Annotated in this window: 24 protein-coding genes and 1 riboswitch; of the genes, 5 read left to right on the top strand and 19 right to left on the bottom strand. The window is 28.0% G+C overall.

Going from position 1 to position 26,882, the window contains the following annotated elements; translation table 11 throughout:
* Positions 1–78 precede the first annotated feature (78 nt).
* Positions 79–1,536 (top strand): glutamate--tRNA ligase, encoded by a 1,458-nt coding sequence (gene gltX, locus ACYUDJ_RS08950; RefSeq protein ID WP_042386413.1) that lies wholly within the window; start codon positions 79–81, stop codon positions 1,534–1,536.
* Between the two features lie 214 nt (positions 1,537–1,750).
* On the opposite strand, the gene ACYUDJ_RS08945 is transcribed toward gltX, so the two are convergent.
* From ACYUDJ_RS08945 to ACYUDJ_RS08935, 3 genes are all read right to left on the bottom strand, one after another.
* A complete protein-coding gene (locus ACYUDJ_RS08945; RefSeq protein ID WP_003489531.1) occupies positions 1,751–1,963 on the bottom strand; it encodes a hypothetical protein in 213 nt (70 codons plus the stop codon).
* Between the two features lie 209 nt (positions 1,964–2,172).
* The gene (locus tag ACYUDJ_RS08940; RefSeq protein WP_003489529.1) at positions 2,173–3,036 is read right to left on the bottom strand and encodes a YitT family protein; all 864 of its coding nucleotides are present in this window, start codon (positions 3,034–3,036) and stop codon (positions 2,173–2,175) included.
* Between the two features lie 241 nt (positions 3,037–3,277).
* Positions 3,278–3,970, bottom strand: a complete 693-nt coding sequence (locus tag ACYUDJ_RS08935; RefSeq protein WP_003489527.1) for a FadR/GntR family transcriptional regulator — start codon at positions 3,968–3,970, stop codon at positions 3,278–3,280.
* A 155-nt stretch (positions 3,971–4,125) separates the two neighbouring features.
* Between ACYUDJ_RS08935 and ACYUDJ_RS08930 the strand changes: the two genes are divergently transcribed.
* On the top strand, positions 4,126–4,647 hold the full coding sequence (locus ACYUDJ_RS08930) for a TetR/AcrR family transcriptional regulator (RefSeq protein WP_003489525.1): 522 nt from the start codon (positions 4,126–4,128) through the stop codon (positions 4,645–4,647).
* A 26-nt stretch (positions 4,648–4,673) separates the two neighbouring features.
* On the opposite strand, the gene ACYUDJ_RS08925 is transcribed toward ACYUDJ_RS08930, so the two are convergent.
* The 9 genes from ACYUDJ_RS08925 to ACYUDJ_RS08885 all read right to left on the bottom strand — a co-directional run bounded on the left by ACYUDJ_RS08925 (position 4,674) and on the right by ACYUDJ_RS08885 (position 15,018).
* The gene (locus ACYUDJ_RS08925) at positions 4,674–5,303 is read right to left on the bottom strand and encodes a ribonuclease H-like domain-containing protein (RefSeq protein WP_042386411.1); all 630 of its coding nucleotides are present in this window, start codon (positions 5,301–5,303) and stop codon (positions 4,674–4,676) included.
* Positions 5,304–5,873: 570 nt separating this feature from the next.
* Positions 5,874–7,040 carry a M20 family metallopeptidase gene (locus ACYUDJ_RS08920; protein WP_003489521.1) on the bottom strand — a complete coding sequence of 389 codons (1,167 nt, stop codon included), beginning with the start codon at positions 7,038–7,040 and terminating at the stop codon, positions 5,874–5,876.
* Positions 7,041–7,267: 227 nt separating this feature from the next.
* A complete protein-coding gene (locus ACYUDJ_RS08915) occupies positions 7,268–8,080 on the bottom strand; it encodes a MetQ/NlpA family ABC transporter substrate-binding protein (RefSeq protein WP_003489519.1) in 813 nt (270 codons plus the stop codon).
* A 194-nt stretch (positions 8,081–8,274) separates the two neighbouring features.
* Complete coding sequence (locus ACYUDJ_RS08910; RefSeq protein WP_003489518.1) at positions 8,275–9,087, bottom strand: MetQ/NlpA family ABC transporter substrate-binding protein; 813 nt, start codon at positions 9,085–9,087, stop codon at positions 8,275–8,277.
* A 51-nt stretch (positions 9,088–9,138) separates the two neighbouring features.
* Positions 9,139–9,780, bottom strand: a complete 642-nt coding sequence (locus ACYUDJ_RS08905; RefSeq protein WP_003489516.1) for a methionine ABC transporter permease — start codon at positions 9,778–9,780, stop codon at positions 9,139–9,141.
* Between the two features lies 1 nt (position 9,781).
* The gene (locus ACYUDJ_RS08900) at positions 9,782–10,738 is read right to left on the bottom strand and encodes a methionine ABC transporter ATP-binding protein (protein ID WP_003489514.1); all 957 of its coding nucleotides are present in this window, start codon (positions 10,736–10,738) and stop codon (positions 9,782–9,784) included.
* A gap of 105 nt (positions 10,739–10,843) precedes the next feature.
* Positions 10,844–10,946, bottom strand: a riboswitch (SAM riboswitch).
* 230 nt (positions 10,947–11,176) lie between these two features.
* A complete protein-coding gene (locus tag ACYUDJ_RS08895) occupies positions 11,177–12,760 on the bottom strand; it encodes a chitinase (protein ID WP_042386409.1) in 1,584 nt (527 codons plus the stop codon).
* A 916-nt stretch (positions 12,761–13,676) separates the two neighbouring features.
* Positions 13,677–14,402, bottom strand: a complete 726-nt coding sequence (locus ACYUDJ_RS08890) for an HAD-IB family hydrolase (RefSeq protein WP_003489511.1) — start codon at positions 14,400–14,402, stop codon at positions 13,677–13,679.
* A gap of 220 nt (positions 14,403–14,622) precedes the next feature.
* Positions 14,623–15,018 carry a PilZ domain-containing protein gene (locus ACYUDJ_RS08885; protein ID WP_003489510.1) on the bottom strand — a complete coding sequence of 132 codons (396 nt, stop codon included), beginning with the start codon at positions 15,016–15,018 and terminating at the stop codon, positions 14,623–14,625.
* Between the two features lie 326 nt (positions 15,019–15,344).
* Here ACYUDJ_RS08885 and ACYUDJ_RS08880 point away from each other — a divergent pair, with 326 nt between their 5' ends.
* From ACYUDJ_RS08880 to ACYUDJ_RS08870, 3 genes are read left to right on the top strand one after another with little or no spacing between them, the layout of a single operon-like run.
* Positions 15,345–15,566, top strand: a complete 222-nt coding sequence (locus ACYUDJ_RS08880) for a FeoA family protein (protein WP_003489509.1) — start codon at positions 15,345–15,347, stop codon at positions 15,564–15,566.
* Between the two features lie 14 nt (positions 15,567–15,580).
* Entirely contained in the window at positions 15,581–17,344 is a 1,764-nt protein-coding gene (gene feoB, locus ACYUDJ_RS08875; protein ID WP_003489508.1) for a ferrous iron transport protein B, read from the top strand.
* Between the two features lie 25 nt (positions 17,345–17,369).
* Positions 17,370–17,534, top strand: coding sequence for a FeoB-associated Cys-rich membrane protein (locus tag ACYUDJ_RS08870; RefSeq protein ID WP_003489507.1), 165 nt, complete (start codon positions 17,370–17,372; stop codon positions 17,532–17,534).
* Positions 17,535–17,711: 177 nt separating this feature from the next.
* On the opposite strand, the gene ACYUDJ_RS08865 is transcribed toward ACYUDJ_RS08870, so the two are convergent.
* The 7 genes from ACYUDJ_RS08865 to ACYUDJ_RS08835 all read right to left on the bottom strand — a co-directional run bounded on the left by ACYUDJ_RS08865 (position 17,712) and on the right by ACYUDJ_RS08835 (position 26,823).
* Positions 17,712–18,092, bottom strand: coding sequence for a CBS domain-containing protein (locus ACYUDJ_RS08865; RefSeq protein WP_042386407.1), 381 nt, complete (start codon positions 18,090–18,092; stop codon positions 17,712–17,714).
* 298 nt (positions 18,093–18,390) lie between these two features.
* Complete coding sequence (locus tag ACYUDJ_RS08860) at positions 18,391–19,521, bottom strand: aminotransferase (RefSeq protein ID WP_003489505.1); 1,131 nt, start codon at positions 19,519–19,521, stop codon at positions 18,391–18,393.
* Between the two features lie 513 nt (positions 19,522–20,034).
* Positions 20,035–21,726, bottom strand: coding sequence for an arginine--tRNA ligase (gene argS, locus ACYUDJ_RS08855; RefSeq protein WP_003489504.1), 1,692 nt, complete (start codon positions 21,724–21,726; stop codon positions 20,035–20,037).
* A gap of 582 nt (positions 21,727–22,308) precedes the next feature.
* Positions 22,309–23,634: a glycerol-3-phosphate transporter gene (gene glpT / locus ACYUDJ_RS08850; RefSeq protein ID WP_003489502.1), complete on the bottom strand. Its 1,326-nt coding sequence runs from the start codon at positions 23,632–23,634 to the stop codon at positions 22,309–22,311.
* Between the two features lie 87 nt (positions 23,635–23,721).
* Positions 23,722–24,090 (bottom strand): DUF1667 domain-containing protein, encoded by a 369-nt coding sequence (locus ACYUDJ_RS08845; RefSeq protein ID WP_003489500.1) that lies wholly within the window; start codon positions 24,088–24,090, stop codon positions 23,722–23,724.
* 2 nt (positions 24,091–24,092) lie between these two features.
* Positions 24,093–25,349, bottom strand: a complete 1,257-nt coding sequence (locus tag ACYUDJ_RS08840) for an NAD(P)/FAD-dependent oxidoreductase (RefSeq protein ID WP_003489498.1) — start codon at positions 25,347–25,349, stop codon at positions 24,093–24,095.
* A 55-nt stretch (positions 25,350–25,404) separates the two neighbouring features.
* Positions 25,405–26,823 (bottom strand): NAD(P)/FAD-dependent oxidoreductase, encoded by a 1,419-nt coding sequence (locus ACYUDJ_RS08835; RefSeq protein WP_003489496.1) that lies wholly within the window; start codon positions 26,821–26,823, stop codon positions 25,405–25,407.
* Positions 26,824–26,882: the final 59 nt, after the last annotated feature.

The raw sequence follows: 26,882 nt of genomic DNA, 5'->3' as shown, positions 1-26,882 counted from the left end.
TATAAAATGAATTTTTACCTTTCGTCCTAGTGATGAAAGGTTTTATTTATAAATATTTTTTAAATAGGAGTGAAAGCAATGACAAACAAAGTCAGAACAAGATTCGCACCAAGTCCAACAGGTTATATGCATGTTGGTAACTTAAGAACTGCTTTATATGCTTATTTAATAGCAAAGCACGATAATGGTGATTTTATATTAAGGATTGAGGATACAGATCAAGAAAGATTAGTAGAGGGTGCTTTAGATGTTATATATAATACTCTAGAAATTACTGGTCTTAGCCACGATGAAGGTCCAGATATTGGCGGCCCTGTTGGTCCATATGTTCAAAGTGAAAGAAGAAATATATACATAGAATATGCTGAAAAGCTAATAGAGAAAGGAGAAGCATACTACTGTTTCTGTTCAAAAGACAGATTAGATATGCTAAGAGCTAATTCAGAAGCTTTAAAAAGACCTTTCAGATATGACAAACACTGCATAGATCTTTCTAAAGAAGAAATTGATAAAAAAATAGCTGAAGGTATTCCATATGTTATAAGACAAAAAAATCCAACTACTGGATCAACTTCTTTCCATGATGAAATTTATGGAGATATTTCCGTAGATAATTCTGAATTAGATGATATGATTTTAATAAAATCCGATGGACTTCCAACATATAATTTCGCTAATGTAGTAGATGACCATCTTATGGGAATAACTCACGTAGTACGTGGAAGTGAATATTTATCATCTTCTCCTAAATATAATAGACTATATGAAGCTTTTGGTTGGGATGTTCCAATATACGTTCATTGCCCACCAATAATGAAAGATGAACATCATAAATTAAGTAAGAGAAATGGCGATGCTTCTTTCGAAGATCTAATGGCTAAAGGTTACTTAAAAGAAGCTATCTTAAACTATATAGCTTTACTTGGATGGAACCCAGGTGGAGAAAAAGAAGTCTTTTCTATGGAAGAATTAATAGAAGCCTTTAATTACAGAAATATAAATAAAGCTCCCGCAGTTTTTGATACAAAAAAATTAAAATGGATGAACGGAGAATATATAAGAGCTTTATCTTTAGATAAATTCCATGAAATGGCTCTTCCTTATTATAAAGAAGCTTTAACTAAAGACTTAGATACTAAAAAAATAAGTGAACTTTTACACACTAGAGTGGAGGTTTTAAATGAAATTCCTGAACAACTAGATTTCTTTAATGATCTTCTTGAATACTCAGAAGAAATGTATATTCATAAAAAAATGAAAACAACTTATGAAAATTCATTAAAAAGCTTAGAAGAAGTTCTTCCTAAATTAGAAAGCTTAGAAGACTGGACTTTTGAAAATATTAAAGAAGTATGTATGGATTTAGTTAAAGAACTTGAAGTTAAAAATGGTGTAGTTTTATGGCCTATAAGAACAGCAGTTTCTGGAAAACAATTCACTCCTGGTGGAGCTTTTGAAATAGCTGATATATTAGGTAAAGAAGAAACTATAAAAAGAATAAAAATAGGAATAGAAAAGCTTAAAGCTTTACAATAAAATTATGTTTTATATTTAAAAATTGTAATAAATACATTAAGAAAAATCTCAGCTAATTATAGCTGAGATTTTACTTTTTTATATTTTTTTCATTTTTTATAAATATTTAAATTTAAATTTGAAATACTATATAATATTAAGAATATTATTTTTGAAATTTTGTTTATATATATCTAAATTTGAAATACTATATAATATTAAAAAATCTTTCTTTTTAAATTTTGTTTATATATATATTATTAACTTCTTTTTCTGGTCTTAATTTTACTCTTTTTTTAATTTTGTTTGAGCCATCTTCTTTTTCTTCTATTAATACTAAATTACTTTTATTTTTAACTATTTTATTTTCATTTAAACATTTATTAGTAAATGGTATTAATAACATAATAGTTATTAAAAATGAACTTATAAGTTTTAGTGAGCTCATAATATCACCTCTTAAGTTTATTATGGCTCTTTTAAAACATATTATATTATGTAACTAGGTGAAAGCTAGTTAAAAATTGTACTCGTAATTAACTATTAACTTTTAATCAATATATGTGTATTAATAGTTAAGGTTTTCTTTGGTTATTGATAACATTAATTCAATTATAATAAGAAAATAATATAATTTAATCCAGATATTTCAAAATATTATAAGGAAACTTTTTTAAATCCTCTACCCTCTACTTCTGAAGCATCTAATATAGATATAAAGGCACCTTCATCTATATCTTTAACTATTAGTTTTAATTTTGGTAATTGAGATAAAGATACTACACAATATAGGACCTTTTTATCCTTTTTTGTGTAAGCTCCCTTAGCATATAAAAAAGTTACTCCTCTATTTAATTCATTCATTAAAACTTTACTTACATCCTCTTCTTTTTCAGTTATTATAAGTATAAGCTTTTGTCTATTAAATCCCTTTATAACTTTATCTACTAAATAAGAAGCTATATACATAGATACCAAAGTATACAATGCGCTAGTTAAGCCAAATATACATGCAGATATAGAAACTATTATAAAGTTAACTATAAACGTTATAGTTCCTATATCGAAATTTCCGTATTTCTTTTTTATAAGTGCAGATACTATATCTAAACCGCCAGTAGAACCATGATTGCTAAATACAATTCCAACACCTATACCATTTAAAACACCTCCATATAATCCCAACAAAAGTATATCATTTACTTGTATTGTATTCTTTAAAGGTTCCGTTAGTATAAGTCCTACTGAAAGAGCTATAGTTCCAATTAAGGATAAAAATGTGAATTTTTTATTTACTTTCTTATAACTTAAAAAGAATAAAGGTATATTTAAAATTAAAAGTGAGTAAGCCGCAGGAAAACCTGTAACATATTGAATAATTAAAGTTATACCTGAAAGTCCACCACTTAATAAATTAGCATGAATTAGAAACATATTAATACCTAAAGCTGCTATGAGTGATCCTATAATAACCATTACTATATCTTTAATAATATATTTATTTAATGCTTTAAAGCCCATAATTTTACTCCTCCTGCTCTCATATATTAAAGATTTATTTTATTGTATATGCTTTATGGTAACTACGTTTTTTAATATAAATACTATGCACCATACCATTTATATTTTTAAAATTATTATGTCAGTAATAATTAACTTAATTAACCCATATTAATAATAACTTATAAAAAGTTAATATCAATTTTATTTTAAACTTAAAAACTAATATTAACTTCTCCTATATTTTATATAATTTTATTTTCTATATTTCCAAAAATTTGCCACTAAACTCCAAATGTTCTTTCATTAATTTGGAAGCTAATTCACTATCCTTTTCTTTTAAAGCTAAATATATTTTTTCATGTTGATCTACTAGTTCTTTTTTGTTTTCAACATTTTTCATAATTTTATACCTAGCATTTTTTATTAAAGAATCTATAAGAGTTGAACAAGAATTGATTATATTTAAAAGTATAAAATTATTAGATGCTTGGGCTATTTCATAGTGAAAATTCTTATCTAAATTTACAAGAATCTTTTCATCTTCACTATTTTTAAATTCATATATTATGTATTCTAACCTTTTTAACTGGTCTTTAGTAATTCTTTTAGCTGCTAATGCTGCTGCCTCAACTTCTATTATTCTTCTTACCTCAATTATGTCCTCTTTATTGCTCCTTTCTAGCATAAAAACTAAAGACAAAGGTTCAAATAAGCTGTTATCAAAATTGTCCCTAATAAAATTTCCTTCTCCCTGCTTACACTTAATTAGTCCAACTATTTCTAAAGCTCTTAAAGCCTCTCTTATAGATGTTCTACTAACCTTTAGTTGATCCACTAGTTCTCTTTCAGAAGGTAGCTTATCTCCTTTTTGTAAGTTCCCAGATATAATCATTGTTTTTATTTGTTCTATTACTTGCTCATATACTTTAGCATTTTTTATTGGTATAAACATTATATAATCCCTTTCTTTATAAAAATTATATAGTTAAATATATAACTTTAGTATACCACATTATTTACAACATATGAAAAAGGAAATAAAAATTGTGGATTTTAAATATAATGAACCTTATAATATAATCATGACATTTAGGAGGGATTTATATTATGCCTAAAATATTAAAAAATATTAGAGAAAAACTACTGATAGAGGGTAGAAAAATTTTATTAGAAAAAAACTATGAGGAATTAAATATAAGAGATGTATGTAAAAACTGTAATATTGCTATAGGTACATTCTATAATTATTTTTCAAGTAAAGATCATTTAGTTCGTGAAATCTTTGCATCAGATTGGGAAAGATCTATTAAAATTATTGAAAAAATAAGATTGTCTGATGCTACTTTAAAAGAAAAGATTTATAATTTATATATTGAACTTGATAAATTTATAAATAAATATATATCTACATTTTACGTTTTGTCATTTAAAAAAGGGAGTGGACCATCTAATCATCCTAAAATATATAGTGAAATAAGCAAACTTATAGACTATGAAAAACAAAGAGGTACTATAGTAAATCCACTGGATTCTAATAAATTAGCCCAATTTATAATATATAATTTTGTCTGTTTAAACCAAAGCAAATATATATCCTTTGAGGAGTTATATTTGCTTCTAAATTTATAAACTAAGGAAAGGACTCTACATTTTCCTTAGTTTATAAATTTGTTCCATGTTGTGTATATATGAAATAAACTTACTACATCCTGTTCATTATACAACAATATTTTTTTCTTTTTATATTCCGGCATTCTATTTATATAGTCATCATCTTTTATTATTTTACTGAAGGTTTTAGCTAAATTCTGGCCACTTATTAGTTCCTTTTCTTCTCTTATTATATTGAATTCTTTTTCTAAATTTTTAAGGCCTATTGAAGATTTTTTCTCTTTTTCGTATTCTCTTTGCAGATCTATAGATTGAAAATATTCCTTTATATCAAAATCTATATCATACTTTTCAAAAAGATAATTTATAACTGTAAAATCATTATTTCCTGAAAAAGTAATTATATATTTTTTTTCTCCAGTTCTATATGCATTTTGAAAATATTTTTTGGCTAATTCTAATATGTTTTTTACATCCTTTTTTCCTTCTATCATATACTGGGTAACCTCTATAGCATTTTTTATACTATCATAGTAACAACAGCCAAAAACACCTACACATACTGGTTTTCTATATACATAGTGCTCTAAATCAAAAAATATAGCTTTTTTATACAATTCTTTGTTTTCATTAAAAATTAATTCATTCTCATCTGAAAAGTTACATAACTTCATTTCATTTCGTCGTGTTATCACCTTATCACTCTTTCTATTCAGCGTAAATTAGTATATATTATTTCCATAAACTTTATCTGTCATTTATGAAGTTTTAATAATTTATATACTTGCTTTAAAAATAAGTATACTAATTATAATATTTTTTTATTTTCCTTTAATATATTATTCTCATTCAATTATAACATCTTTCTTATTAAATTATCTTATCTTTTGTTATTTTTTTAAAAGCTATTTTGCACATATGAAAATATTCTTTAGATGAATTTAATTTTAAAAGCACAAATATAAAAAAATACACTTCATAAATCAAGTCATTTCGCTAAGAAGTTCTAAACTTACTTTCATTAAAAATTTTCTATTCTAGAAAAGTAACATACTTAAATTCAACACTACTTTCCTTAGGTCCTGTAAGAAGTTGTGAAAATTTTTAATTTCAAAGATTAAGAACTCCTAAAGCTTATTCCTATGTTTATTACATGTATTTTTTATATTCTCTATATTAAAATTAAACCTATTTTGAACTCTATTCTATTATGCTTTATTAAAATTACTTGATTTTTAATATAACTAACAATTTAAAAAATCTAACGCATATTCACAATAAAGTTTTACCCCTATTTTTAAGGCCCTTTCATCTATGTTATATTTTTCATGATGCTGAGGATAATTAGCACCTAAAGTTTCATTTTCTACGCCTAAAAATGCTAAGGCTCCAGGTACTTTTTCTAGATAATATCCAAAATCTTCTGTAACCATATTTTTATTCATTTTATATATTTTATCTTTCCCTAAAATTTTATTTATAACCTGTTTTGTTCTATAAACAGATTTTTCATCATTTATAGTTACAGGCGTTGCAAATTTATAACTTAATTCCCCCCTAGCATTATAAATCCCTGTAGAATTTTTTAATATTCTTTCAATTATATTAGGTAGTTTTTCTCTAAGCGACATATTAAAACATCTAGATGTTCCTTCAATAATAGCTTCATTAGCTATCACATTAAATCTACTCCCTGCCTGTAATTTACCTATAGAAATTACTAAAGGTTCTAGGGGGTTTACTTCTCTACTTACTATACTTTGCAAATTCATCACAAAAGAAGAAGCAGCTAATACAGAATCTATGGTCTCATGAGGCATTGCCCCATGACCACCCTTACCTTTTATTTTTATTTTAAACACATCCGCAGAAGACATAATCGGCCCCTCTTCAATAGCTACCATACCATAGGGAACATTACTCCAAAGATGAATAGCAAAAGCATTATCTACTGAATCTAATACACCTGCTTTTATACAAGCTGCTGCTCCTTCTCCAACTTCTTCTGCTGGTTGAAATAATAATTTTATATTTCCTTTTACCTTATCTTTTATACTATTTAAAACTATTGCAGCTCCTAAAAGCATTGCCATGTGGCCATCATGACCACAAGCATGCATTATCCCCTTATTTTTAGATACATAATCAAAATTATTACATTCATTAACTTGAATAGCATCCATATCTGCTCTTAATAAAATAGTTTTTCCTGGCTCTTTTCCTTTTATGTTTACTAAAATACCTGTACTGACTATACTCTCAAAAGGAATACCAAATTTATTTAATTCACTCTTAATCTTTTTAGAAGTATTCTTTTCATCCCAACTGCATTCTGGATAAGAATGAAAATACCTTCTTAAATCTATTACATAATTCTCATATTCATCTGCTATTTTATTTACAATATCCATAATTATCACCTATTATATATGTCTTATGTAGCTTATAGCTAAGTAGACTTATTTTATTATAAAAACTTTATTCATTTAAGTGAGAAAATTGCATAATTCATTTTGAAATATAATTAATCAATATATTGCTCTAATATATTTTTTAAAACACAATGTTGTATGTGAATTTGAAACTTATTAATTATGCAATTTGCTCAAGTTATTATTTATGTTTTATAATCTAATTTTTAAAAAGCTGGAAGTATAGCTCCTTTATATTGTTCTTCAATATATTTTTTTATTTCTTCTGAATTAATAGCCTCGTCTAAAGCTTTTATATACTCTGCATTTTTATTTTCAGTCTTAACTACAATAACATTGGCATATGGTGAATCCTTTGATTCAATAGCAAGAGCGTCTTTTAATGGATTTAAATTTGCTGGAACAGCATAATTAGTATTTATAACTGCTGCATCCACATCACCTAAAGTTCTTGGAAGTTGGGCTGCATCTAATTCTTCTACTTTTATATTTTTAGGGTTTTTTGTAATATCCATCTTTGATACAAGTTCTCCTTCTTTTAGTTTAATAATGCCTTCTTTTTCTAATAATTTTAATGCCCTTGATCCGTTAGTTGGATCACTTGGTATTGATATAGTTGCTCCATTTTTTAGCTCTTTTAAATCCTTTATAGTCTTAGAATATACACCCATAGGTTCTAAATGAACTTTAACTGTGTATGATAAATCAGTTTTCTTCTCTTTATTAAACTCTTCTAAATATGGTATATGTTGATAAAAGTTAGCATCTATTTCACCATCTTGCAATGCAGTGTTTGGAGTAACATAATCCGTAAACTCTTTTATTTCTAAAGTGTATCCCTTTTTCTCTAAAATAGGTTTAACTTTTTTTAAAATTTCTGCATGAGGTTCCGGCGTTGCTCCAACTACAATTGTTTTCTTTTCTTTTGCCTCTTCTTTACTACTTCCACACCCTGTTAATGCTACTAATCCTAAAATTAAAGTTGTTGCTATAGCAATAGATAATATTTTCTTTTTCATTAATAATTCCCCCTTATTATTTTATAAGTTCTGTCAATATTAATCCTACATTTGCAATTGCAATATTTCTTAATAGACTAATATTTTTTAAATGTCAATATAAAATATTTTCTAATAACTGAACGCTAGTAATATAGAATAATTAAACTAAAATTTTTCTTAGATACTTTAAAAGGTCTTAATACAATTAAATACTAAAATGTTGGTATTAAAATTCCTTTATACTTTTTATTTATATAATTTTTTACTTCTTTAGATTGTAAAGCTTCTGAAAGTGCTTTTATATAATCTTTATCTTTATCTTCTTTTCTCACAGCTATTACATTTACATATGGAGAATTTTTATCCTCAATTAATATGGAGTCCTTTGTAGGATTTAAATCTGCCTCTATAGCATAATTTGTATTTATTACTGCAGCATCTATATCATTTAATACTCTTGGTATTTGTGGTGCATCTATTTCTTCTATTTTTATATTCTTTTTATTTTCAGTTATATCAGTCTTAGTCAAAGTATCTCCCTGTTTAAGCTTTATAAGGCCTGCCTTTTCTAATAATTTTAACGCCCTTGTTTCATTAGTAGGATCGTTAGGCAAGGCTATAGTAGATCCATTTTTTAATTCCTCTATATTCTTTATTTTTTTAGAATATACTGCTAAAGGAGCTATAAAAATCTTTGCTACAGGCACTAACTCTGTTTTCTTTTCTGCATTAAACTTTTCTAAATAAGGTATATGTTGAAAAAAGTTTGCATCTATTTCGCCATCATTTAAGGCAGTATTTGGAGTAACATAATCAGTAAATTCTTTTATTTCTAATTTATAACCCTTCTTTTCTAATACAGGTTTAGCTTCTTTTAAAATTTCTCCTGCTGGTACTGGAGTTGCACCAACTATAATAGTTTTTTTATCATTAACTGTTTCTTTACTTTCTTTTGAAGAGCAACCTACCACTCCTAATGTTAAGAAAACTGATAATACTATTCCTAATAATCTTTTTTTATTCATAATTAGTTCCTCCTAAAATTTAAAATAATTTTTTAAATTTCTATATGATGCTTATTTATTTAATCTTTTGTAAAATACATTCCCTAAACTTTGTATTACCTGAACCAAAATTATTAATATAACTACTGTATATATCATAATATCTGTTTTAAATCTATAGTATCCGTACTTAATAGCTACATCTCCTAGTCCACCTCCACCTATGGCTCCTGCCATAGCTGAATATGCTACCACTGAAATTATAGTTAAAGTTATAGCCACAATCATAGAAGGCATAGATTCTTTTATTATTACTTTCAATATTATTTGAATATCACTAGCTCCCAAAGACTTAGCTGCTTCAATTACTCCTTCATCTACTTCCTTCATTGCAGATTCCAATACTCTAGTTGCAAAAGGTATTGCGGCTATTGTAAGAGGCACTATAGCTGCTGTAGTTCCAATGGTTTTCCCTACTATAGCTTTTGTAAAGGGAAGTATGGCTACCATAAGAATTATAAAAGGAAAGGATCTTAATAAATTAACAACAAAGTCTAAAGATTTATATATTACTTTATTAGGTTTTAGTCCTTTTTCGTCTGTAATTATAAGAATTATAGATGGTATAAATCCTAATAATATAGATAAAATAGTAGATATAGAAACCATATATAGAGTTTCCTTTAGAGCCTTAAATAACATATCTTGCAACATTTTATTGCACCTCCCAAACTATAGATTTTAAAGATAAATAATCACAAATTTTTTCTTTATTTTCCTTTGATACATTAATTACTAAATTTCCAAGAACATTTTCTCTAAACTTTTCTAGCTTACCCCAAACTATAGATATGTCTATATCTAATTCTCTTGCCATAGTAGTAATAATACTTTCATTGCTTAATTCCTTTGTAAAAAATATTTTTATATTTACCCCTTCTTTAGGCAATACTTCGTTTTCTCCTAATAATTTTTTTAGATGTTTGTCGGGGCTTAAAAACAATTCCTCTGAAAATCCTAAACTTTTTATTTTTCCTTTATCCATAATGACTACTCTTTCACATATTTCTTTTATAACTTCCATTTGATGAGTTACTATAACTATTGTTATACTTAACTTTTGATTTATATCTTTTAATAAATTTAGTATATCTTTAGTTGTTTTAGGATCTAGAGCAGATGTAGCTTCATCACATAAAAGTATTTTAGGTTCTAAAGCTAATGCTCTAGCTATAGCTACTCTTTGCTTTTGTCCACCACTTAAATTATGAGGCTTTACATAGGCCTTGTCCTCAAGATCTACAAGTTTTAAAAGCTCCTTAACCCTATTGTTTATTTCATTTTTGCTCATTCCCCATATTTCTAAAGGTAATGCAATATTTTGAAAAACATTTTTTCTTTTTAATAAGTTAAAGCTTTGAAAAATCATACCTAAATCTTTTCTTAGAATTCTTAATTGTTTTTTACTTAATTCATCTATTTTTTCATCATTTATTTTTATGCTCCCTTCCTCATAGGATTCTAATCCATTTAGGCATCTTAACAATGTAGATTTTCCAGCACCACTATGCCCTACTATCCCAAAAACTTCTCCTTCTTTTATAGATAAACTTATATCTTCTAATATTACTTTGTCTTTTATTATTTTCTTTAAATTAGAAACCTCTATCAATTTTTATCCCTCCAGTAAAATTACATATCTATATCTATTTGGCCAAATAGAATAAAATAAAAAAAATAAGCTAGAGAAAAATCTCTAGCTTTAATAAGCGAAATTTTCTCATCTTCCAGTTAAATCTGCAGGATTTAGCACCATGTATAAAATATATACTGGTTGCCGGGTTTCATAGGGCCAGTCCCTCCACCGCTCTTGATAAGAACGAATATATTCAGTTTTATTAACTTATTATTTAGCATGATAAACCATATTTGACAACTTGTCAATAGTAATTTTAAAATATATTTACTCATTTTTATAATTTTTCCGCTAAAATCCTTATATAAAGTGTTTTTTTTATTTCTTAAAATAAAATATTGAGTTAGAGAAAAATACACCTCTAACTCAATATATTTTAATAATTTATATATTTAAGTTTATCAATACTTTATCTTATTCTGCTAGTTTCCAAGGAGTATCCCATGAATTTTCTACTTTTGTATCTGGAGCAAAACCTTTTGTCCACCATTTTGCTATATAAATCTTTCCTTTATAGCTAACTTTATCTCCTTCATAATATTCTTTGTTAGGAGTATATGCAGCGATTTCTCCTGTCTGCTCCCCATCTTTACCATCCTCTGGATCTACTGGATTAGTTGTACCTGGTTTTTCTGGTATTTCTGTACCATTATCTGAATCTCCTATTAGTTCCCATGGTGTATCCCAGGAATTTTGTACTGCTGTATCTGGTGCAAAGCCTTTTGTCCACCATTTAGCTTGATAAACCTTTCCTTTATAGCTAACTTTATCTCCTGCCCAATATTCTTGTTGTGGCTTATATGCAGGAACACCTTCTACTTCTCCTCCATCTTCACCATCGCCTGGTTCTTCTGGGTCAGTTGTACCTGGCTCTTCTATTATTTCTGTACCATCATTTGAATCATATTTTGAAAGTATTTTACCAAATTCAAATTTTTCTTGTACTATAGAACTATCAGTTATAGATACATAATCTGTTGCGCCTTTAGGATTTTGATAATCTCTGTTGACAGACCACATACCTATTAATCTCATTCCTACAGTTTTACCAAAGCTCACAACCTCTCTTGCTTCATTTTGATCAAGTATACTTCCACTATAATCTAAACCATTCATAGGAGTTACTCCTATCATTTTCCAAATTTCTTTATCAGACTTTTGTATATTAGCTTGTGTGTATATATTCTTTAATTGTTTATGAACGCTTTTAGCTGATTCAATAACTAAATCTCCCATAGTTCCATCTGGAGCCTTCTGTCCAAAACACATAGTCATTACATTTACTCCGCTTAGCTGGACACCATTTTTAACAGCACTCTTTACTACATCCACACCATTAGTCATCCCTGAAGGCAATACAGGTAATGTATACCATATTTCAAGTGGATGATTTTCAGCTTTAAGTTCCTTTTGAAGTAACGCAATAGCCTGTGAGCGCCTTTCTATAGAAGCGGTATCAGCTGTCCAAGCTCCTTCAATGTCAAAATCTACATGAGTTAATCCATAATCTTTAATTATTTTCTTATATGCATCTTTTAATTTATTAACATCTTTAATTGATGCTGCTAATGGGGTATTAGCTTCTCCTCCAAAGGAAACCATTACATCTCCACCCATTTGTCTTAAAGCTTTAATTTCTTTTAATAATCCTCCTCCTTGATAATCTGTAGGTCCTTCTTCCATATCATAATAAGTTCCCCAGGAAGGTTGTCCATTTTTATCAACTACAAATCCTAATATAAAATGTTTAGTTCCTGTAGTCTTTGCATATTCAGTAAGTGAAAACACAGGATATGAACAAGCATCTACATAAGGAGCGAAAACAGTAGATCCCCAATATTCTTGTCCCACTCCTATATTAGTAGCTATTTTAGATTGTACACTGTTGATTCCTACCTCTTTAGCCTGTACTACATTTTTCCCTGTAAAAACTGATACAGTGGCTCCTGAAGCTACCAATACGGATAAAATAATTGCAGTAATTTTTCGTGATTTCATTGTATCTACCCCCATATTATTAATATTTTTTTGATTTTTCATAAGTTGATACGGAACTAACAGTTGAAAGTATCGTAGTTCCCATTAACACACTAATGATAAATTTCTTTATGTGTACTTACCACCTAATAAATTTATTTTTAATGCCTTCTTACTTATGAACGCATTAATTCACATAAATTTTAAAATGCTAACCTAAAATTTAATAAAAATATTTAGATTTTCTAATTATTGAATTCCATGCATATTTATTTGATAATATAAAGTCTATTTTCTACTAGAACTGACTATACTCAAATATAATACTTAATTTTTTTTAAATTTATTTTAACTTTTTTAGAATCATATCATATGATTATACAATTTTTCAATGTAAGTGGTACAACTAGCATCTATATTGGAATAAATGTTTTCTAACCTGTTAGTTTTACAATTAGCTAATTAATATTTATATTACATAATTTACCTCGTTAAAAAATACACAAACCTTAATACATTTTATAATTATTTTTAAAATAAACTTAGTGCTAATTTTCTTTTATGTTATCAATTAACGATATCTCTACTATCTTAAAGATAAAATAAAATTTTTTTTATAAAATTAGTTAATATAAATAACTCTTACTTTAAAAATAATAATTCTGCCCAATTATTATATATTATGTAAATAGAAACATAAACGTTAATAAAATAATTTATAATATTTATTTTGTCATCCTAAAGTTAATCTTTAATTTTAGACATCATTTTTAATAAAAATTATCCAAAATTATAATGAAAACACGCTTTACTATAAATCTAAAAAATAGAGATTAGTCAATTTTAAAATTAACTAATCCCTCTAAATATATAAAACTTCATATATATTTTTATTTCAAAAAATTTAAAATTTATTTGTCAAGTTAACTGTTCTTTATTACCATAAATTAATAGATTCTGGTGTTAATTTATATACCATATCTTTTCTTTCTACTATTATTTTCGTCTTTTCTTTTACATTTTCATCCTCTACTACCTTCTGAATTAATTCCTTTGTAGGATTAACACAAACAGGATTTTCTACCATTTTAAACATAGAAAAATCTCCAGAAGTATCTCCATAAGCATAACTTTTCTTCAAATCTATATCGTATTTTTCTACCAATTCATTTATAGCCTTTCTCTTACTGTCACTATCCCACATAGGAATAACATCCCCTGTATAAATACTTTCTTTATTAAGTACATATTGAGCTCCTCTAAAATCATCAAATCCATACTTAGATGCCATTTCTTTTACTAGTTCATAGGGACTTCCTGATATAGTTATTATTTTATGTCCTTGCTGCTTATGCCATTTAATACTATCTCTAGTAAAGGTATATACTCTATCACCCTTTTGTTCTACTACTTTCTTTGCAATAAATTCTATTTGGGATTTATGCAATCCTTTAATAGCTTCTATATATATATCTGCCATTTTTAAAAGATAATTATCATAATTACCCTGTCTTTTATCCCATTTAATATATTCTGGTCTTACTTCGTTATACCATCTTTCTGGCTCTATAACCTCATATTTTACTAATTTTTTAAAAACCTCTGTTATAAGTCCTTCTCTGTATAAAGTTCCATCAATATCAAAAAATGCTGCAATGTTCATAATAAACCTCCTTAATTACTTAATGCTCAATAAAAATTCACTTTAAATATTGTTGAATCTAATTATTAGTTTTTATCTATTATATGCTTTATATAAAAAAAGAAAAAGGGATTAAGCCTTTTTCTTTTATTTAAATTAGCTCATCCAATTACTTACAATAATAAAACTATTAGTTACAACAACGCAATTCTTTTAATGAAACTTTACCTTAATCTAAGAATTACTTGATAGACAATACATATTTTTCTATGTCTCTCATTTGTTCTAATGTTAAAGATAAAAACTCACATCCTACTATAAAATAACCTTCATAGGTTTCTATCCTTCTTACTATAGCCATACACCAAAAGGAAGGTTTTTCTGATAACCTTAAAGAAAAGTTTATAAAATCATCTTCCTTTAGCTCCATTTTAGTTTTTAATCTAACTCCAAATTTAGATATATCTACAACTTCCATTTTGGCTAAATCTTCACCATAATTCTCATATATACTTTTATTATTTACTCTAGGATAGTATATATATATATTGCATTCTTTTCTTTTAGCTTTTCTCTTTTCATCGTCTTTTATATAAATATATTCACTGCTTTTATATATATTTTGTTTTTTTCTCAACTTATTTCACCTCTATAATTTAGCCCCTTAAACTTTACCATACAGCTTAAATAATTAAAATTATATTAGACATATTATATAATTATTATATCATTTAATAAAACCAAACATCTATTTGTTGTTTTTTACAGAATTTTCAGTTTTTATAAAAATCAAATGTAAATTTTATTTTCATATTATAATTTAATATTTTCCCTATAAATCTCCAATATTTATTCTACTCAAAACCTAATATTATTGTTATAAATTAAATTGACTTTCATTATTCTTGATGCTAAAATATTATTATAAATATTGATAACTATTTTCAACAAGGAGTGAATATTATGAGTATCTGTGAATTATTACCTGGCCAAACTGCTAAGATTTCTAGTATTTCTGGCAACGAAAAATTAGTCAAAAGACTAATGGCATTAGGCTGTATCGAAGGCACAGAAATATCCTTAAAAAAAAGGGCCCCTTTAGGAGACCCCATACTAATAAATTTAAGAGGATTTGATTTAGCTATAAGAAAAAAAGATGCTAAATTTATATCTGTAGATAAATAGACTGGAGGACAAATATGATAACAACCGCATTACTTGGTAATCCTAATGTAGGTAAAACCTCCCTTTTTAATCAACTTACCGGCTCTAATCAATATGTTGGAAACTGGGCGGGTGTAACAGTAGAAAAAAAGGAAGGTTTGGTTAATGATTCTATTAAAATTGTGGATTTACCTGGCATATATGCCATGGATACCTTTTCTAATGAGGAAAAAGTATCTAAGAATTTTCTCATCAATGGAAATGTTGATGTAATAATTGATATTGTAGATGCTTCAAATTTGGATAGAAATCTATACTTAACTACCCAATTAAAACAATTTAATAAACCTATTATTTTAGTGCTTAACATGATAGATGTAGCGGAAAATAAAGGCATAAAAATAAATTATGATATTTTATCTAAAGAACTTAATGTTAAAGTTATTCCTATAATAGCCTCAAAGGGTATAGGAATTGATAAACTAATAGAAACTTTAGAAAATAAAACTTTTTTAAGTTACAAAGATAACAATGATTATAATTTTGAAAGTGAAAGAGATGCTTATAAATTCATTGGTAATATTTTCGAAAAAGCAGTTACTTTAGAAGAAAAAAAGACTATTTCTAATACGGATAAAATTGATAAAATAGTCCTTAATCCAGTACTTGCCTATCCCTTATTTTTAGGAATATTATATATTATATTTAAGTTCACCTTTAACTGGGTAGGTACACCTTTAGCGGACTATATAGATGCCTTATTAAATGATAGTTTAATACCTTACCTAGGTACTTTATTAGCAAGCACAGCTCCTTGGTTTAAATCTTTATTATTAGATGGTATAGTAGCTGGGGTTGGCTCTGTAATAGTATTTCTACCTGTAATCCTTACTTTGTTTTTGGGTATATCCTTTTTAGAAGATAGTGGCTATATGGCAAGGGCAGCCTTTATAATGGACAAGCTAATGAGAAAAATGGGACTTTCCGGTAAAGCTTTTATACCTATGGTAGTTGGTTTTGGTTGTTCTGTACCTGGAATAATGTCTGCTAGAACCTTAGAAAGTGAAAGAGATAGAAAACTTACCGCATTATTGGTTCCTTTAATGTCCTGTAATGCTAGATTGCCTGTTTATGCTCTATTTGCTTCTGTATTTTTTTCAGGCCATGAAACTTCTATAGTTTTTTCTTTATATATTTTGGGAATACTATTAGCATTTATAATAGGACTTCTATTTAAAAACACTTTATTTAAAAAAGATGAAGAACCTTTTATAATAGAACTTCCTGAATATAAAATGCCTGAATTTAAAAATTTAATGCTTCATACATGGGATAAGGGTAAAGGATTTTTGAAAAAAGCTGGAACTATAATATTCTCAATTTCAGTTATTGTTTGGTTACTTTCTAATTTTAATTTTTCTGGAATGGTAGACATAAATGAAAGCTTTTTAGCCTCCCTAGGTAGAGTTTTATCACCTATCTTTAAACCATTAGGTTTTTCAGGATGGCAAACTTCTGTCTCCTTGTTAACAGGTCTTATGGCTAAAGAAGTTATTGTTGGAACTATGGGCGTTATATATGGTGGAGATTTAAAAGTTACTCTTTTAAATCATTTTAGTCCATTATCTGCTTATTCTTTCTTAGTTTTTGTTTTATTATATACTCCTTGTGTATCTGTAGTAGCTACTATGAGAAAAGAATATGGCTCTAAAATGGCTTTATTTTCTGTTACTTATCAGATTATATTAGCATGGATTATATCTTTCTTAATATACAACGTAGGTGCTTTAATCATATAATTTAAAAAGAAGGTGATTAAATACCATGGAAATAATTATAGCTATAGTTATAATACTTTTAGCCATATATATACTAGCTAAAAATATTAAAAAGAAAACCTCTGGACAATGTGATTGTTCATCGTGTCCAACAGGTTGTTCTTGTAGCAGTAAAAAAGAAAAAGAACAAATGAATAAAAACAAAGTTTAAGATAAATAAGAATAACTATGCATTAAACTTTATAAAATACAAGTTTAATTTTTAAATTTAAAAGCTATGAATTTAGAATATAATTTCTAAATTCATAGCTTTTCTTTCTTTAATTATTTAAACGTTCATTATATTTATAAGAATATTTATTTTAGTATGTTATAACTGACCCTTTATTTACTTTAATTTATATATTAAACTTTTTAATATATCCTCAATGGATACTATTCCTAAAAGTTTTTTTGAAGAATCTACTATTGGCATTGCTATTATATCTTTGTCTAAAATTTTCTTAGCTATAGATATAACATCCTCCTCCTCTGAGGCAGTAAAAACTTCTTTGGTCATAACCCACTCTACAGGACAAGTATCATAATGTCCTTCTTCCATCAAAAATCTATAAATATCCGCCTTTACTATCATTCCTATTAAATTGCCCTCTTCATTAGCTACAGGTGCTCCATTTATATTGTTTTCACTCATAAGATTTAATGCTTTTTTTATACTATCTTTAGGATTAAGAACAATAACATGTGTATTCATAATATCACAAACCATATTAATCTCCTCCATGAAATCATATATTTACATATAAAAATAGTTTTGTGAAAATTCTATAATTAATGATCATAGTTTAATGATAACACATATTTGATATATATTATATATTTAAAATTATATGGGTATAAAATTTTCTCCCGGGGAATTATCTATGAAAATATCCACTACTTAATATTTTTATTGATTGAAGTATAATTTATTTCAATCCTTTGAAATATGAATACAGCTTACCAGATAATATTGTTTAAAGTAACAATAACTCACTTGTAAATTTTTTATTGATTATTTCTTCCTATTATCTTCTCGGAAGATTAGATATGAATTTACTAGTTTTCTCTAAACCTTCCATTAAGGTTTTAGAGTCAAAAGCATAGCCAATACGGAAACAATAATCTAAGTCAAAACATTCTCCTGGAGTATAAAATACTCCCGTTTCCTTTAAAAGCTTCTCACAAAATTCATAGGAATGCATGTCCGCATCGTAATAAATTAATGCTGTATTACCGGCAACTGGCTTTACATATGATACTCGTGGTTCTGAGCTCACCCACTGATGGAGTAATTCTCTATTTGTCATAACAATTTTTCGGTTTCTTTCTAAAATTGCTTCCTTATTTTCTAAGGCCAAAGAAGCAAAAATATCATCCAATACACCACAACTTATAGTATCATAATCTCTTCTTTCCCTGCACAAATTAATTATTTTCTCGTCTTTTGAAACGATCCACCCAAGACGTAGTCCTGCAAGAGAAAATGTCTTAGACATGCTTCCTACACTAATACCTTTTTCATAGAGATCTACAATTGAAGGCATATAACTTCCATCCTCACTAATACCCCTATAGACCTCATCACTAAGCACATAAGCATCTACACTCTTTGCAATATCAACGATTTGTTTAATAAGCTCTACAGGAATTAAAGATCCCGATGGGTTATTAGGATTATTGATTGTAATAAGCTTTGTATTTGAATTCACCATTTTCTTTAGCTCTTGTAAGTCTGGTAAAAAATTATTTTCAGGTAAAAGCTTAAGAATATTAACCTCTGTACCCATAGACTCTGGAATAGAATAATGTTGCTGATATGTAGGGGCTACAGATACCATGCTATCTCCTGGCTCTAAAAGAGTTATAAGCACCTGGTAATTAGCACCGATAGCTCCATGGGTTGGTATAATTTGTTCTGCCTTCACATCCTGAAAAAGAGAAGCTATTCCTTTTAAAAGATTAGGAGATCCGTAGATATGGCTATATGTCATACGAATATCCCCAAGACTCACCATGTACTCTTCAAAATTCTTTCCAGCTAAATTTAATAATTCTCTCAATGTTAATGAATCTATACAAGTTTCTGCCAAATTATATATTGCATCATTCTCATATTGATTCATCCACTGCTCTACTTTAAAGGTTTTAATTTTCATTTAACATCTTCCTTTCCCCAATATATAGTTTACAAGGTATACTAGCCCCCTTGTAATGATCATTTACACATAAATTATATATATAAACGTATTCTATAATTTATCATCTAACTTAAAATTACTTGAAATCTCTTATTTATAATCTAATAAATCCAGCAATTTTGTATATCCATTTATATTAACTAATTTATAAGAGGGTGTCTTAGAAATAGATTTAATTTTAATATAGCAAAGATAAAAAATACATGTAATAAACATATAAATAAGCTTTAGTAGTTCTTAATCTGACGCAATTAAAAATTTACGTAATTCCTCACAGGACGTGAGGAGCCGGGAGTGAAGCCAAGGAAGGCGCCTCTACCGGGTAGGAAATTTTTAATGTAGTAAGATTTAGAACTTCTTAGCGAAATGAATTGATTTATAAGTGTATTTTTTATCTTTGCGGTGTTAAAATTAAATCTATTCTATTTTTAAGACACCCTCTTCAATGAATAAAATTATTTACTTTATTTTTTACATTTCTTCAACTACATCTATACCTAATAGGTTAAGAGCATTTTTTATTACTTGACAAGTAGCTTCTACAAGTTTTACTCTTGCTAATTTTACATCATTATCTTCTGCATTTAATATACCATGAGCATTATAAAATTTATTGAAAGCTTTTGCTACTTCAATTACATATCTAGTTACCATAGCTGGTTCTAATTTATTTATAGCGTTCATTATGGCATCATTAAATCCTCCAAGAAGTTTCGCTAATTCAAACTCTTCTTTAGATTCTAATTTAGAATAATCTACTTCTCCAGTTAATTCTCCTGCCTTTCTTAATACGCTTTTTCCTCTTGCATAGCTATATTCTACATAAGGACCTGTTTCTCCATCAAAGGATAGTATTTCCTTCCAGTCAAATACAATATCTCTTTCTCTATTATTTTTTAGATATGTGAATACAACTGCACCTATACCAAGTTTTTTAGCTGTATCTTCTTTGTTTTTCAAATTAGGATTCTTTTCATTTATAATTTTTAATGTTTCTTCTACAGATTGGTTTAATAAATCCTCTAAGAATACAACATCTCCATTTCTTGTAGATAGCTTTTTATTTGCTAATTTAACAAGACCAAAGCCTACATGTTTACAATCATCTGCCCAATCATGTCCCATAAGTTTTAAAGTAGTAAATACTTGTTTAAAATGTAGGGCTTGAGGAGTTCCAACTACATATATACATTTGTGGAAATCATAAGTTTTCTTTCTGTATATAGCTGCTGCTAAATCACGAGTAGCATAAATAGTTGCTCCATCAGATTTTTTAATCATGCAAGGTGGTATATTGTATTCATCAAGCATAACTACCTTTGCACCATTACTATCTACTAATAATCCTTTATCATCTATTTCTTGAACTACTGCATCCATTTTATCACTATAGAAACTTTCTCCTGCAAGAGAATCAAATTTTATTCCTAACATGTCATAAACCTTGTTGAATTCTTTTAAGCTTAAATCTTTAAATCTATTCCATAACTCAGTTTCTTCCTCTGAACCATCTTCTAGATTTTTAAAGTTTAATCTAGCTTCTTTTTCAAGTTCAGGGTCTTTTTCTGCTTCCTCATGGAATTTAACATATATTCTTAAAAGTTCTCCTATAGCATCCTTTTCTAGTGCTTCTTCATCTACCCATCTTCTATATGCAGAAATAAGTTTACCAAATTGTGTTCCCCAATCTCCTAGATGATTGATTCCTATACAATTATAACCTTCAAAGGATAATATTTTATATAGTGCATTACCTATAGCTGTAGTAAATAAATGACCTATATGAAAGGGTTTTGCAATATTGGGTGATGAATACTCAACTACTATATTCTTTCCTTCTCCTACCTTAGAAGAACCGTATTTTTCTTTTTCACTTAAAACTTTTTCTAATACGTCTTTTATTAATACAGTTTTATCTACAAAGAAATTCACGTAAGGTCCTACGGTCACTACCTTTTCAAAACCTTCTTTATTTATTTTTTCTTTTAATTCTTCTGCTATTAAATTTGGTGCTTTTCTAAAAGTTTTAGCTAATTGGAAGCATGGGAAAGCATAATCTCCCATTTCTTTCTTTGGTGGAATCTCTATAAGTTTTTCTATTAAATCAACTTCTAATTCTGTATTTTCTTTTATTCTTTCAGCTACTATATTTTTGTAATCCATGATTTAATCTACCTCCAAGTTTTTATATTTAAGTTTTATTATAGGATTTTAATATTTAAAATTAATTTTTTATTTAATAATATTTTTAAGCTTCTATATAGTTATTTACTCTAATTTATAGAATATATCTTAAATTATAATTATTAGTTATTGTATATAAAAAACCGCCTCTGTAAAAACAGAGACGGATTATCCGCGGTACCACTCTAGTTGACTAAATAATAATACAAATATCTTTAATATGATTGTAAAGAATTCTCTTTAAATTCCACTTCTAATTATATTAGCTATGATATATTGATACTATTAAGTCCTCTTAAAACTTTAACGCAGTTAACGGCTTACTTATGGAATATATTTTTATTTTATATAAATATGCCTTTCTTAGTAAGCTTCTCCGAGACTCTCTTCCCTTTTAACTAGTTACAGGCTCACACCAACCCCGCTCGCTTTAAACCCTATTAAAAAGTACTCTTCTCATCAATGAATATAAATATTTTACTTTAAAATTATAATCTATTATATGTCTTATTTATTATTTTTGTCAAGTTCTAAAAATATATTCTATTTTTAACCTACTACCTAAGACGTCTCTTTTTCTGATCTATCATGAATATTCCAAGTGAAAGATAAGAACACTATAGCTAATACAGAAGATATCATTAATAAAATAAATCCTCCATTCCAACTAAATTTATCAACAACTGCTCCCATTGCTACTTCTGCTAATACTTGTCCTCCCATATATCCAAATAATCCTGTAAAGCCTGCTGCTGTACCTGCTGCTTTTTTAGGAACTAAATCTAAGGCACTAACACCTATTAACATAACTGGTCCATATATTAAAGCTCCTATAGAAGATAGTGCACAGTTTATTGCTAGTATACTATTACTTTTCCAATATACATAAGTTGCTATAGTTACACCTATCATACAAAATACACCAACAGGTGCACGTCTACCATTAAACACCTTATCACTTAACCATCCAACAAATATAGTTCCTGGTATTGCTGCATATTCAAACAAAGCAAAGGCTAAAGATGAATCCTTAGGATTAAAATTTTTAACTTCTTTCAAATAGGTAGGAACCCAATTTATAACTCCATATCTAACAAGATATACAAAAATATTTGCAATAGCTATGTACCATAAATATTTATTATTTAAAACATATTTGAATAATATTTCTTTTCCTGATAATTCCTTTTCTCTATCCTCTACTTGTATTTCTGGATAATCATTTTTGTATTCCTCTATTGGTGGAAGTCCCACTGATTGAGGTGTATCCTTTGCAAATACTATAAATAAAATTCCTACTACAATGGCTATTACAGCTGGTAGATAAAAAGCTCCCTTCCAACTTCCAAACACAGATACACCAATTAAAACTACTGTGGCAATAAAACCACCACCTACATTATGGGCAGTATTCCATATAGACATTTTTACTCCACGTTCCTTGTCTGAAAACCAATGGGTCATAGTTCTTCCACAAGGTGGCCAGCCCATACCTTGGAACCATCCATTTAAAAGCATTAATGCAAACATTGCTGTGATACTTTTAGTTATAGGAAAGAATAGGTTTACAATACCAGATAGAATTAATCCTGCCGCTAAAAAATATCTAGGATTAGATCTATCTGATAAATTTCCCATTATAAATTTACTTACTCCATAAGCAAGACCAAGAGCTGAAGCTACAAAACCTAACTGAGTCTTAGTAAAACCTTCTTGGATCAAGTAAACCTTTGCCAAGGAAAAATTACTTCTTACAAAATAATAAGTTAAATATCCTATATAAATACTTATAAATACCTGTATACGATATCGCCTGTAAGCTGAATCAATTTTTTCCTTTGGCAACCTTTCTATATGAGGAGCCGGTTTAAATAAGTCTTTTAACATTATGTCATTCCTCTTTTCTTTTATTATGAATATTTATTAAATCTCTTAAAGGATAGCTAATATTAAATTAGCTATCCTCATTGATCTTTAATTTTTAGCATTTAGGCATTTTGTAGCTATAACATTTACTCCTGTATCTGCTATATTTTCTACTATTACATCACCTATTTTTAGAGGTGCTTGTACAGTTGTATCCTTTAATATTTTTACACATTCCATTAGTTTTTCCTTTGGAATATCTTTTTCTGTTTTAACACAAACCACATCTTCTTCTCCATTTTTCACATTAACAGATATAGTTAATATTCTTGTAGGATTTGTGCATTCTTTTTCTGCATATATTTTACCTCTAGGGCAAGTATTTCCCTTAACTGATTTTACTTCTTTATCTTCAATTTCTACTTCTAGATTACATCCTAATGGACATCCTATACATATTAATTCTCTTATAGCCATAATTATTCACCTTCCACTTTAACAGTAATTTTTTTGCAATCTAAATGTTTTTCAAACATATCTTTAGTTAATTTTACTGTTTCCATCTCACCTGGAGCTATAACTTTTTTCTTTCTGTGAACTACTCTTTCATCATCAAAATATACAGATATGAAACTATCTTTAAACACATTTCTTACTCTAAATCTAACATCCACTGTATTTCCTATATTGTTTTTGTGTATTGATTTTGGTACAGTGTATCCTACACCATTTTCTGCAACTAAATCTATTTTTTCACCTTCTACTTTTTTACCCTTTACATAATCTGCAGCATTTTTACCTGCATTATAACTTTCCTCTGTTACAAAGTCTACTAAATCATGTACGTGAAGAACATTACCACAAGCAAATACTCCATCTATATTAGTTTGCATTGTTTCATCTACTTCTGGACCGCCAGTTACGCCTAACTTAACATCTGCTTTTCTTGATAGGTCGTTTTCTGGAAGCAATCCAACTGATAAAAGTAATGTATCACATTTTATATATTCTTCTGTTCCTTTTATAGGTTTTAATTTTTCATCTACCTTTGCTATAGTAACAGCTTCTAATCTTTCTTTTCCTTCTATTTTAGTTATAGTATGAGCTAATTTTAAAGGAATACCGAAGTCATCCAAACATTGAACTATATTTCTTTTTAATCCTCCAGAATAAGGCATAAGTTCTACTACTGCCTTTACTTTAGCTCCTTCTAAAGTCATTCTTCTAGCCATTATAAGTCCTATATCTCCAGAACCTAAAATAACTACTTCCTTTCCTGGCATTTCACCCTCTATATTTACAAATTTTTGTGCTGTTCCTGCTGAATATATCCCTGAACATCTTGTGCCTGGAATATTTATAGCTCCTCTTGATCTTTCTCTACAACCCATAGCTAGTACTATAGATTTAGCTTGCACTTCTATCAATCCGTCTTCTTCATTAACTGCTGTTATTACCTTATCTTTGTTCATATCAATTACCATAGTATTTAATTTGTATGGTATTTTCATTTCTTCTACTTTATCCACAAATCTTTGAGCATATTCTGGTCCTGTAAGTTCTTCTTTAAAAGTATGAAGTCCGAATCCATTATGAATACATTGATTTAATATTCCACCTAATCTTTTATCTCTCTCTAATATTAATATACTGTCTACGCCTTCTTCTTTAGCTTTTATAGCAGCGGCAAGACCTGCTGGGCCTCCACCAATTATAACTACATCATATTGTTGCATACTACGCCCTCCAATGCATTTGCTTTAAATTACCTCATTAATTTAAATTAGTTTTCTAATATAATATTTTTGAATTTCCGCCAAACTTAGTAACTTCATTTCTTTTTATACCTAACTCTTCTGCTAATATTTCAACTATTCTGTTTGAACAGAACCCTGATTGGCATCTTCCCATACCTGCTCTTGTTCTTCTTTTTATTCCATCTACAGTTTTAGCACCTAAAGGTCTTCTTATAGCATCTCTTATTTCTCCTTCAGTTACTACTTCACATCTACAGACTATTTTTCCGTAAGCAGAATTTTCTTTTATCATTTCTTTTCTTTCTTCATTTGTCATTTCTCTAAATTTAGGTATATCTTTTCTAATTGGATTAAACTCTTTATTTTCTTCTGGTTTTAATTTTTCAACTATCATCTCTCTTATATACTCACCTATAGCTGGTGCACTAGTTAAACCAGGTGATTCTATTCCTATAGCATTTATGAAGTTTTCAGCATCTTCTGCCTCTCCTATTATAAAATCACTATTTTCTTCATGAGCTCTAAGTCCTGCAAAGGATGTTATAACCTGTCTCATTGGTATTTCTTTTATACTTAATTTAGCTTTCTCTGCTACATTATCTAGACCTTCTCTTGTAGTTTCAAAATCATCTTTTTCTTCTACATCTACAGAAGTTGGTCCTAAAAGTAAGTTTCCATCTGCTGTTGGAGTAACTAATACCCCTTTACCCATCTTTGTTGGAAGTTGGAATATTGTTCTTTGAACCATATCACCTACAGTTTTATCAAATAATAAATATTCACCTTTTCTTGCAGTTATATGGTATTTTTTTTCACTTACCATGTTGTTTATTTTATCTCCAAAAACTCCAGCTGCATTTACTACAACTTTAGTTTCTATGTCGCCTTTATTAGTTTTTAATATATATCCATCTTGTTTTTTCTCTATATCAATTATTTCTGTTTCAAGTTTAAACTCTACACCATTCATAGCTGCTGATTCTGCAAGAGCTATATTAAATTCATAAGGAGATACTATTCCTCCTGTAGGAAGTCTAAGAGCAGCCACTACATATTCTGATAAATTAGGTTCTAACTTTAAAGCTTCTTCTCTATTTAGTATTTCCATTGTGTCTGGAAGACCATTTTTTAACCCTCTTTGTCTTAGTTCTTCTAGCTTTTCAATATCTTTTTCATCAAAGCATAAAACAAAGGATTCATTTCTTTTAAATGGGAAATCTATTTCTTCTTGTAATTTGTCGAACATTTCATTTCCTCTAACATTCATCTTAGCCTTTAGAGTTCCTGGAATTGGGTCTTCACCAGCATGTACAATACCACTATTAGCTTTACTTGTACCACTAGCTACATCTATCGCTTTTTCCACTACACAAGTTTTTAAATTATATTTAGATAACTCTCTAGCCACAGCAGCTCCTGTAACCCCTGAACCTATAATTGTAACATCAAACATATTACTTACTCCTCCTTATAAATCAAAAGAGCCTTAATTTAAAATGGGTATAATAATCC

The organism is Clostridium sp. CTA-6, assembly GCF_054768115.1.
This window is presented reverse-complemented; position numbering and strand designations above follow the sequence as displayed.

Excerpts from the sequence above, each read along its gene's own strand:
- gltX (WP_042386413.1), top strand. The coding sequence starts at position 79 with ATGACAAACAAAGTCAGAACAAGATTCGCACCAAGTCCAACAGGTTAT.
- ACYUDJ_RS08945 (WP_003489531.1), bottom strand. The coding sequence starts at position 1,963 with ATGAGCTCACTAAAACTTATAAGTTCATTTTTAATAACTATTATGTTA.
- ACYUDJ_RS08940 (WP_003489529.1), bottom strand. The coding sequence starts at position 3,036 with ATGGGCTTTAAAGCATTAAATAAATATATTATTAAAGATATAGTAATG.
- ACYUDJ_RS08935 (WP_003489527.1), bottom strand. The coding sequence starts at position 3,970 with ATGTTTATACCAATAAAAAATGCTAAAGTATATGAGCAAGTAATAGAA.
- ACYUDJ_RS08930 (WP_003489525.1), top strand. The coding sequence starts at position 4,126 with ATGCCTAAAATATTAAAAAATATTAGAGAAAAACTACTGATAGAGGGT.
- ACYUDJ_RS08925 (WP_042386411.1), bottom strand. The coding sequence starts at position 5,303 with ATGAAGTTATGTAACTTTTCAGATGAGAATGAATTAATTTTTAATGAA.
- ACYUDJ_RS08920 (WP_003489521.1), bottom strand. The coding sequence starts at position 7,040 with ATGGATATTGTAAATAAAATAGCAGATGAATATGAGAATTATGTAATA.
- ACYUDJ_RS08915 (WP_003489519.1), bottom strand. The coding sequence starts at position 8,080 with ATGAAAAAGAAAATATTATCTATTGCTATAGCAACAACTTTAATTTTA.
- ACYUDJ_RS08910 (WP_003489518.1), bottom strand. The coding sequence starts at position 9,087 with ATGAATAAAAAAAGATTATTAGGAATAGTATTATCAGTTTTCTTAACA.
- ACYUDJ_RS08905 (WP_003489516.1), bottom strand. The coding sequence starts at position 9,780 with ATGTTGCAAGATATGTTATTTAAGGCTCTAAAGGAAACTCTATATATG.
- ACYUDJ_RS08895 (WP_042386409.1), bottom strand. The coding sequence starts at position 12,760 with ATGAAATCACGAAAAATTACTGCAATTATTTTATCCGTATTGGTAGCT.
- ACYUDJ_RS08890 (WP_003489511.1), bottom strand. The coding sequence starts at position 14,402 with ATGAACATTGCAGCATTTTTTGATATTGATGGAACTTTATACAGAGAA.
- ACYUDJ_RS08880 (WP_003489509.1), top strand. The coding sequence starts at position 15,345 with ATGAGTATCTGTGAATTATTACCTGGCCAAACTGCTAAGATTTCTAGT.
- feoB (WP_003489508.1), top strand. The coding sequence starts at position 15,581 with ATGATAACAACCGCATTACTTGGTAATCCTAATGTAGGTAAAACCTCC.
- ACYUDJ_RS08870 (WP_003489507.1), top strand. The coding sequence starts at position 17,370 with ATGGAAATAATTATAGCTATAGTTATAATACTTTTAGCCATATATATA.
- ACYUDJ_RS08865 (WP_042386407.1), bottom strand. The coding sequence starts at position 18,092 with ATGGTTTGTGATATTATGAATACACATGTTATTGTTCTTAATCCTAAA.
- ACYUDJ_RS08860 (WP_003489505.1), bottom strand. The coding sequence starts at position 19,521 with ATGAAAATTAAAACCTTTAAAGTAGAGCAGTGGATGAATCAATATGAG.
- argS (WP_003489504.1), bottom strand. The coding sequence starts at position 21,726 with ATGGATTACAAAAATATAGTAGCTGAAAGAATAAAAGAAAATACAGAA.
- glpT (WP_003489502.1), bottom strand. The coding sequence starts at position 23,634 with ATGTTAAAAGACTTATTTAAACCGGCTCCTCATATAGAAAGGTTGCCA.
- ACYUDJ_RS08845 (WP_003489500.1), bottom strand. The coding sequence starts at position 24,090 with ATGGCTATAAGAGAATTAATATGTATAGGATGTCCATTAGGATGTAAT.
- ACYUDJ_RS08840 (WP_003489498.1), bottom strand. The coding sequence starts at position 25,349 with ATGCAACAATATGATGTAGTTATAATTGGTGGAGGCCCAGCAGGTCTT.
- ACYUDJ_RS08835 (WP_003489496.1), bottom strand. The coding sequence starts at position 26,823 with ATGTTTGATGTTACAATTATAGGTTCAGGGGTTACAGGAGCTGCTGTG.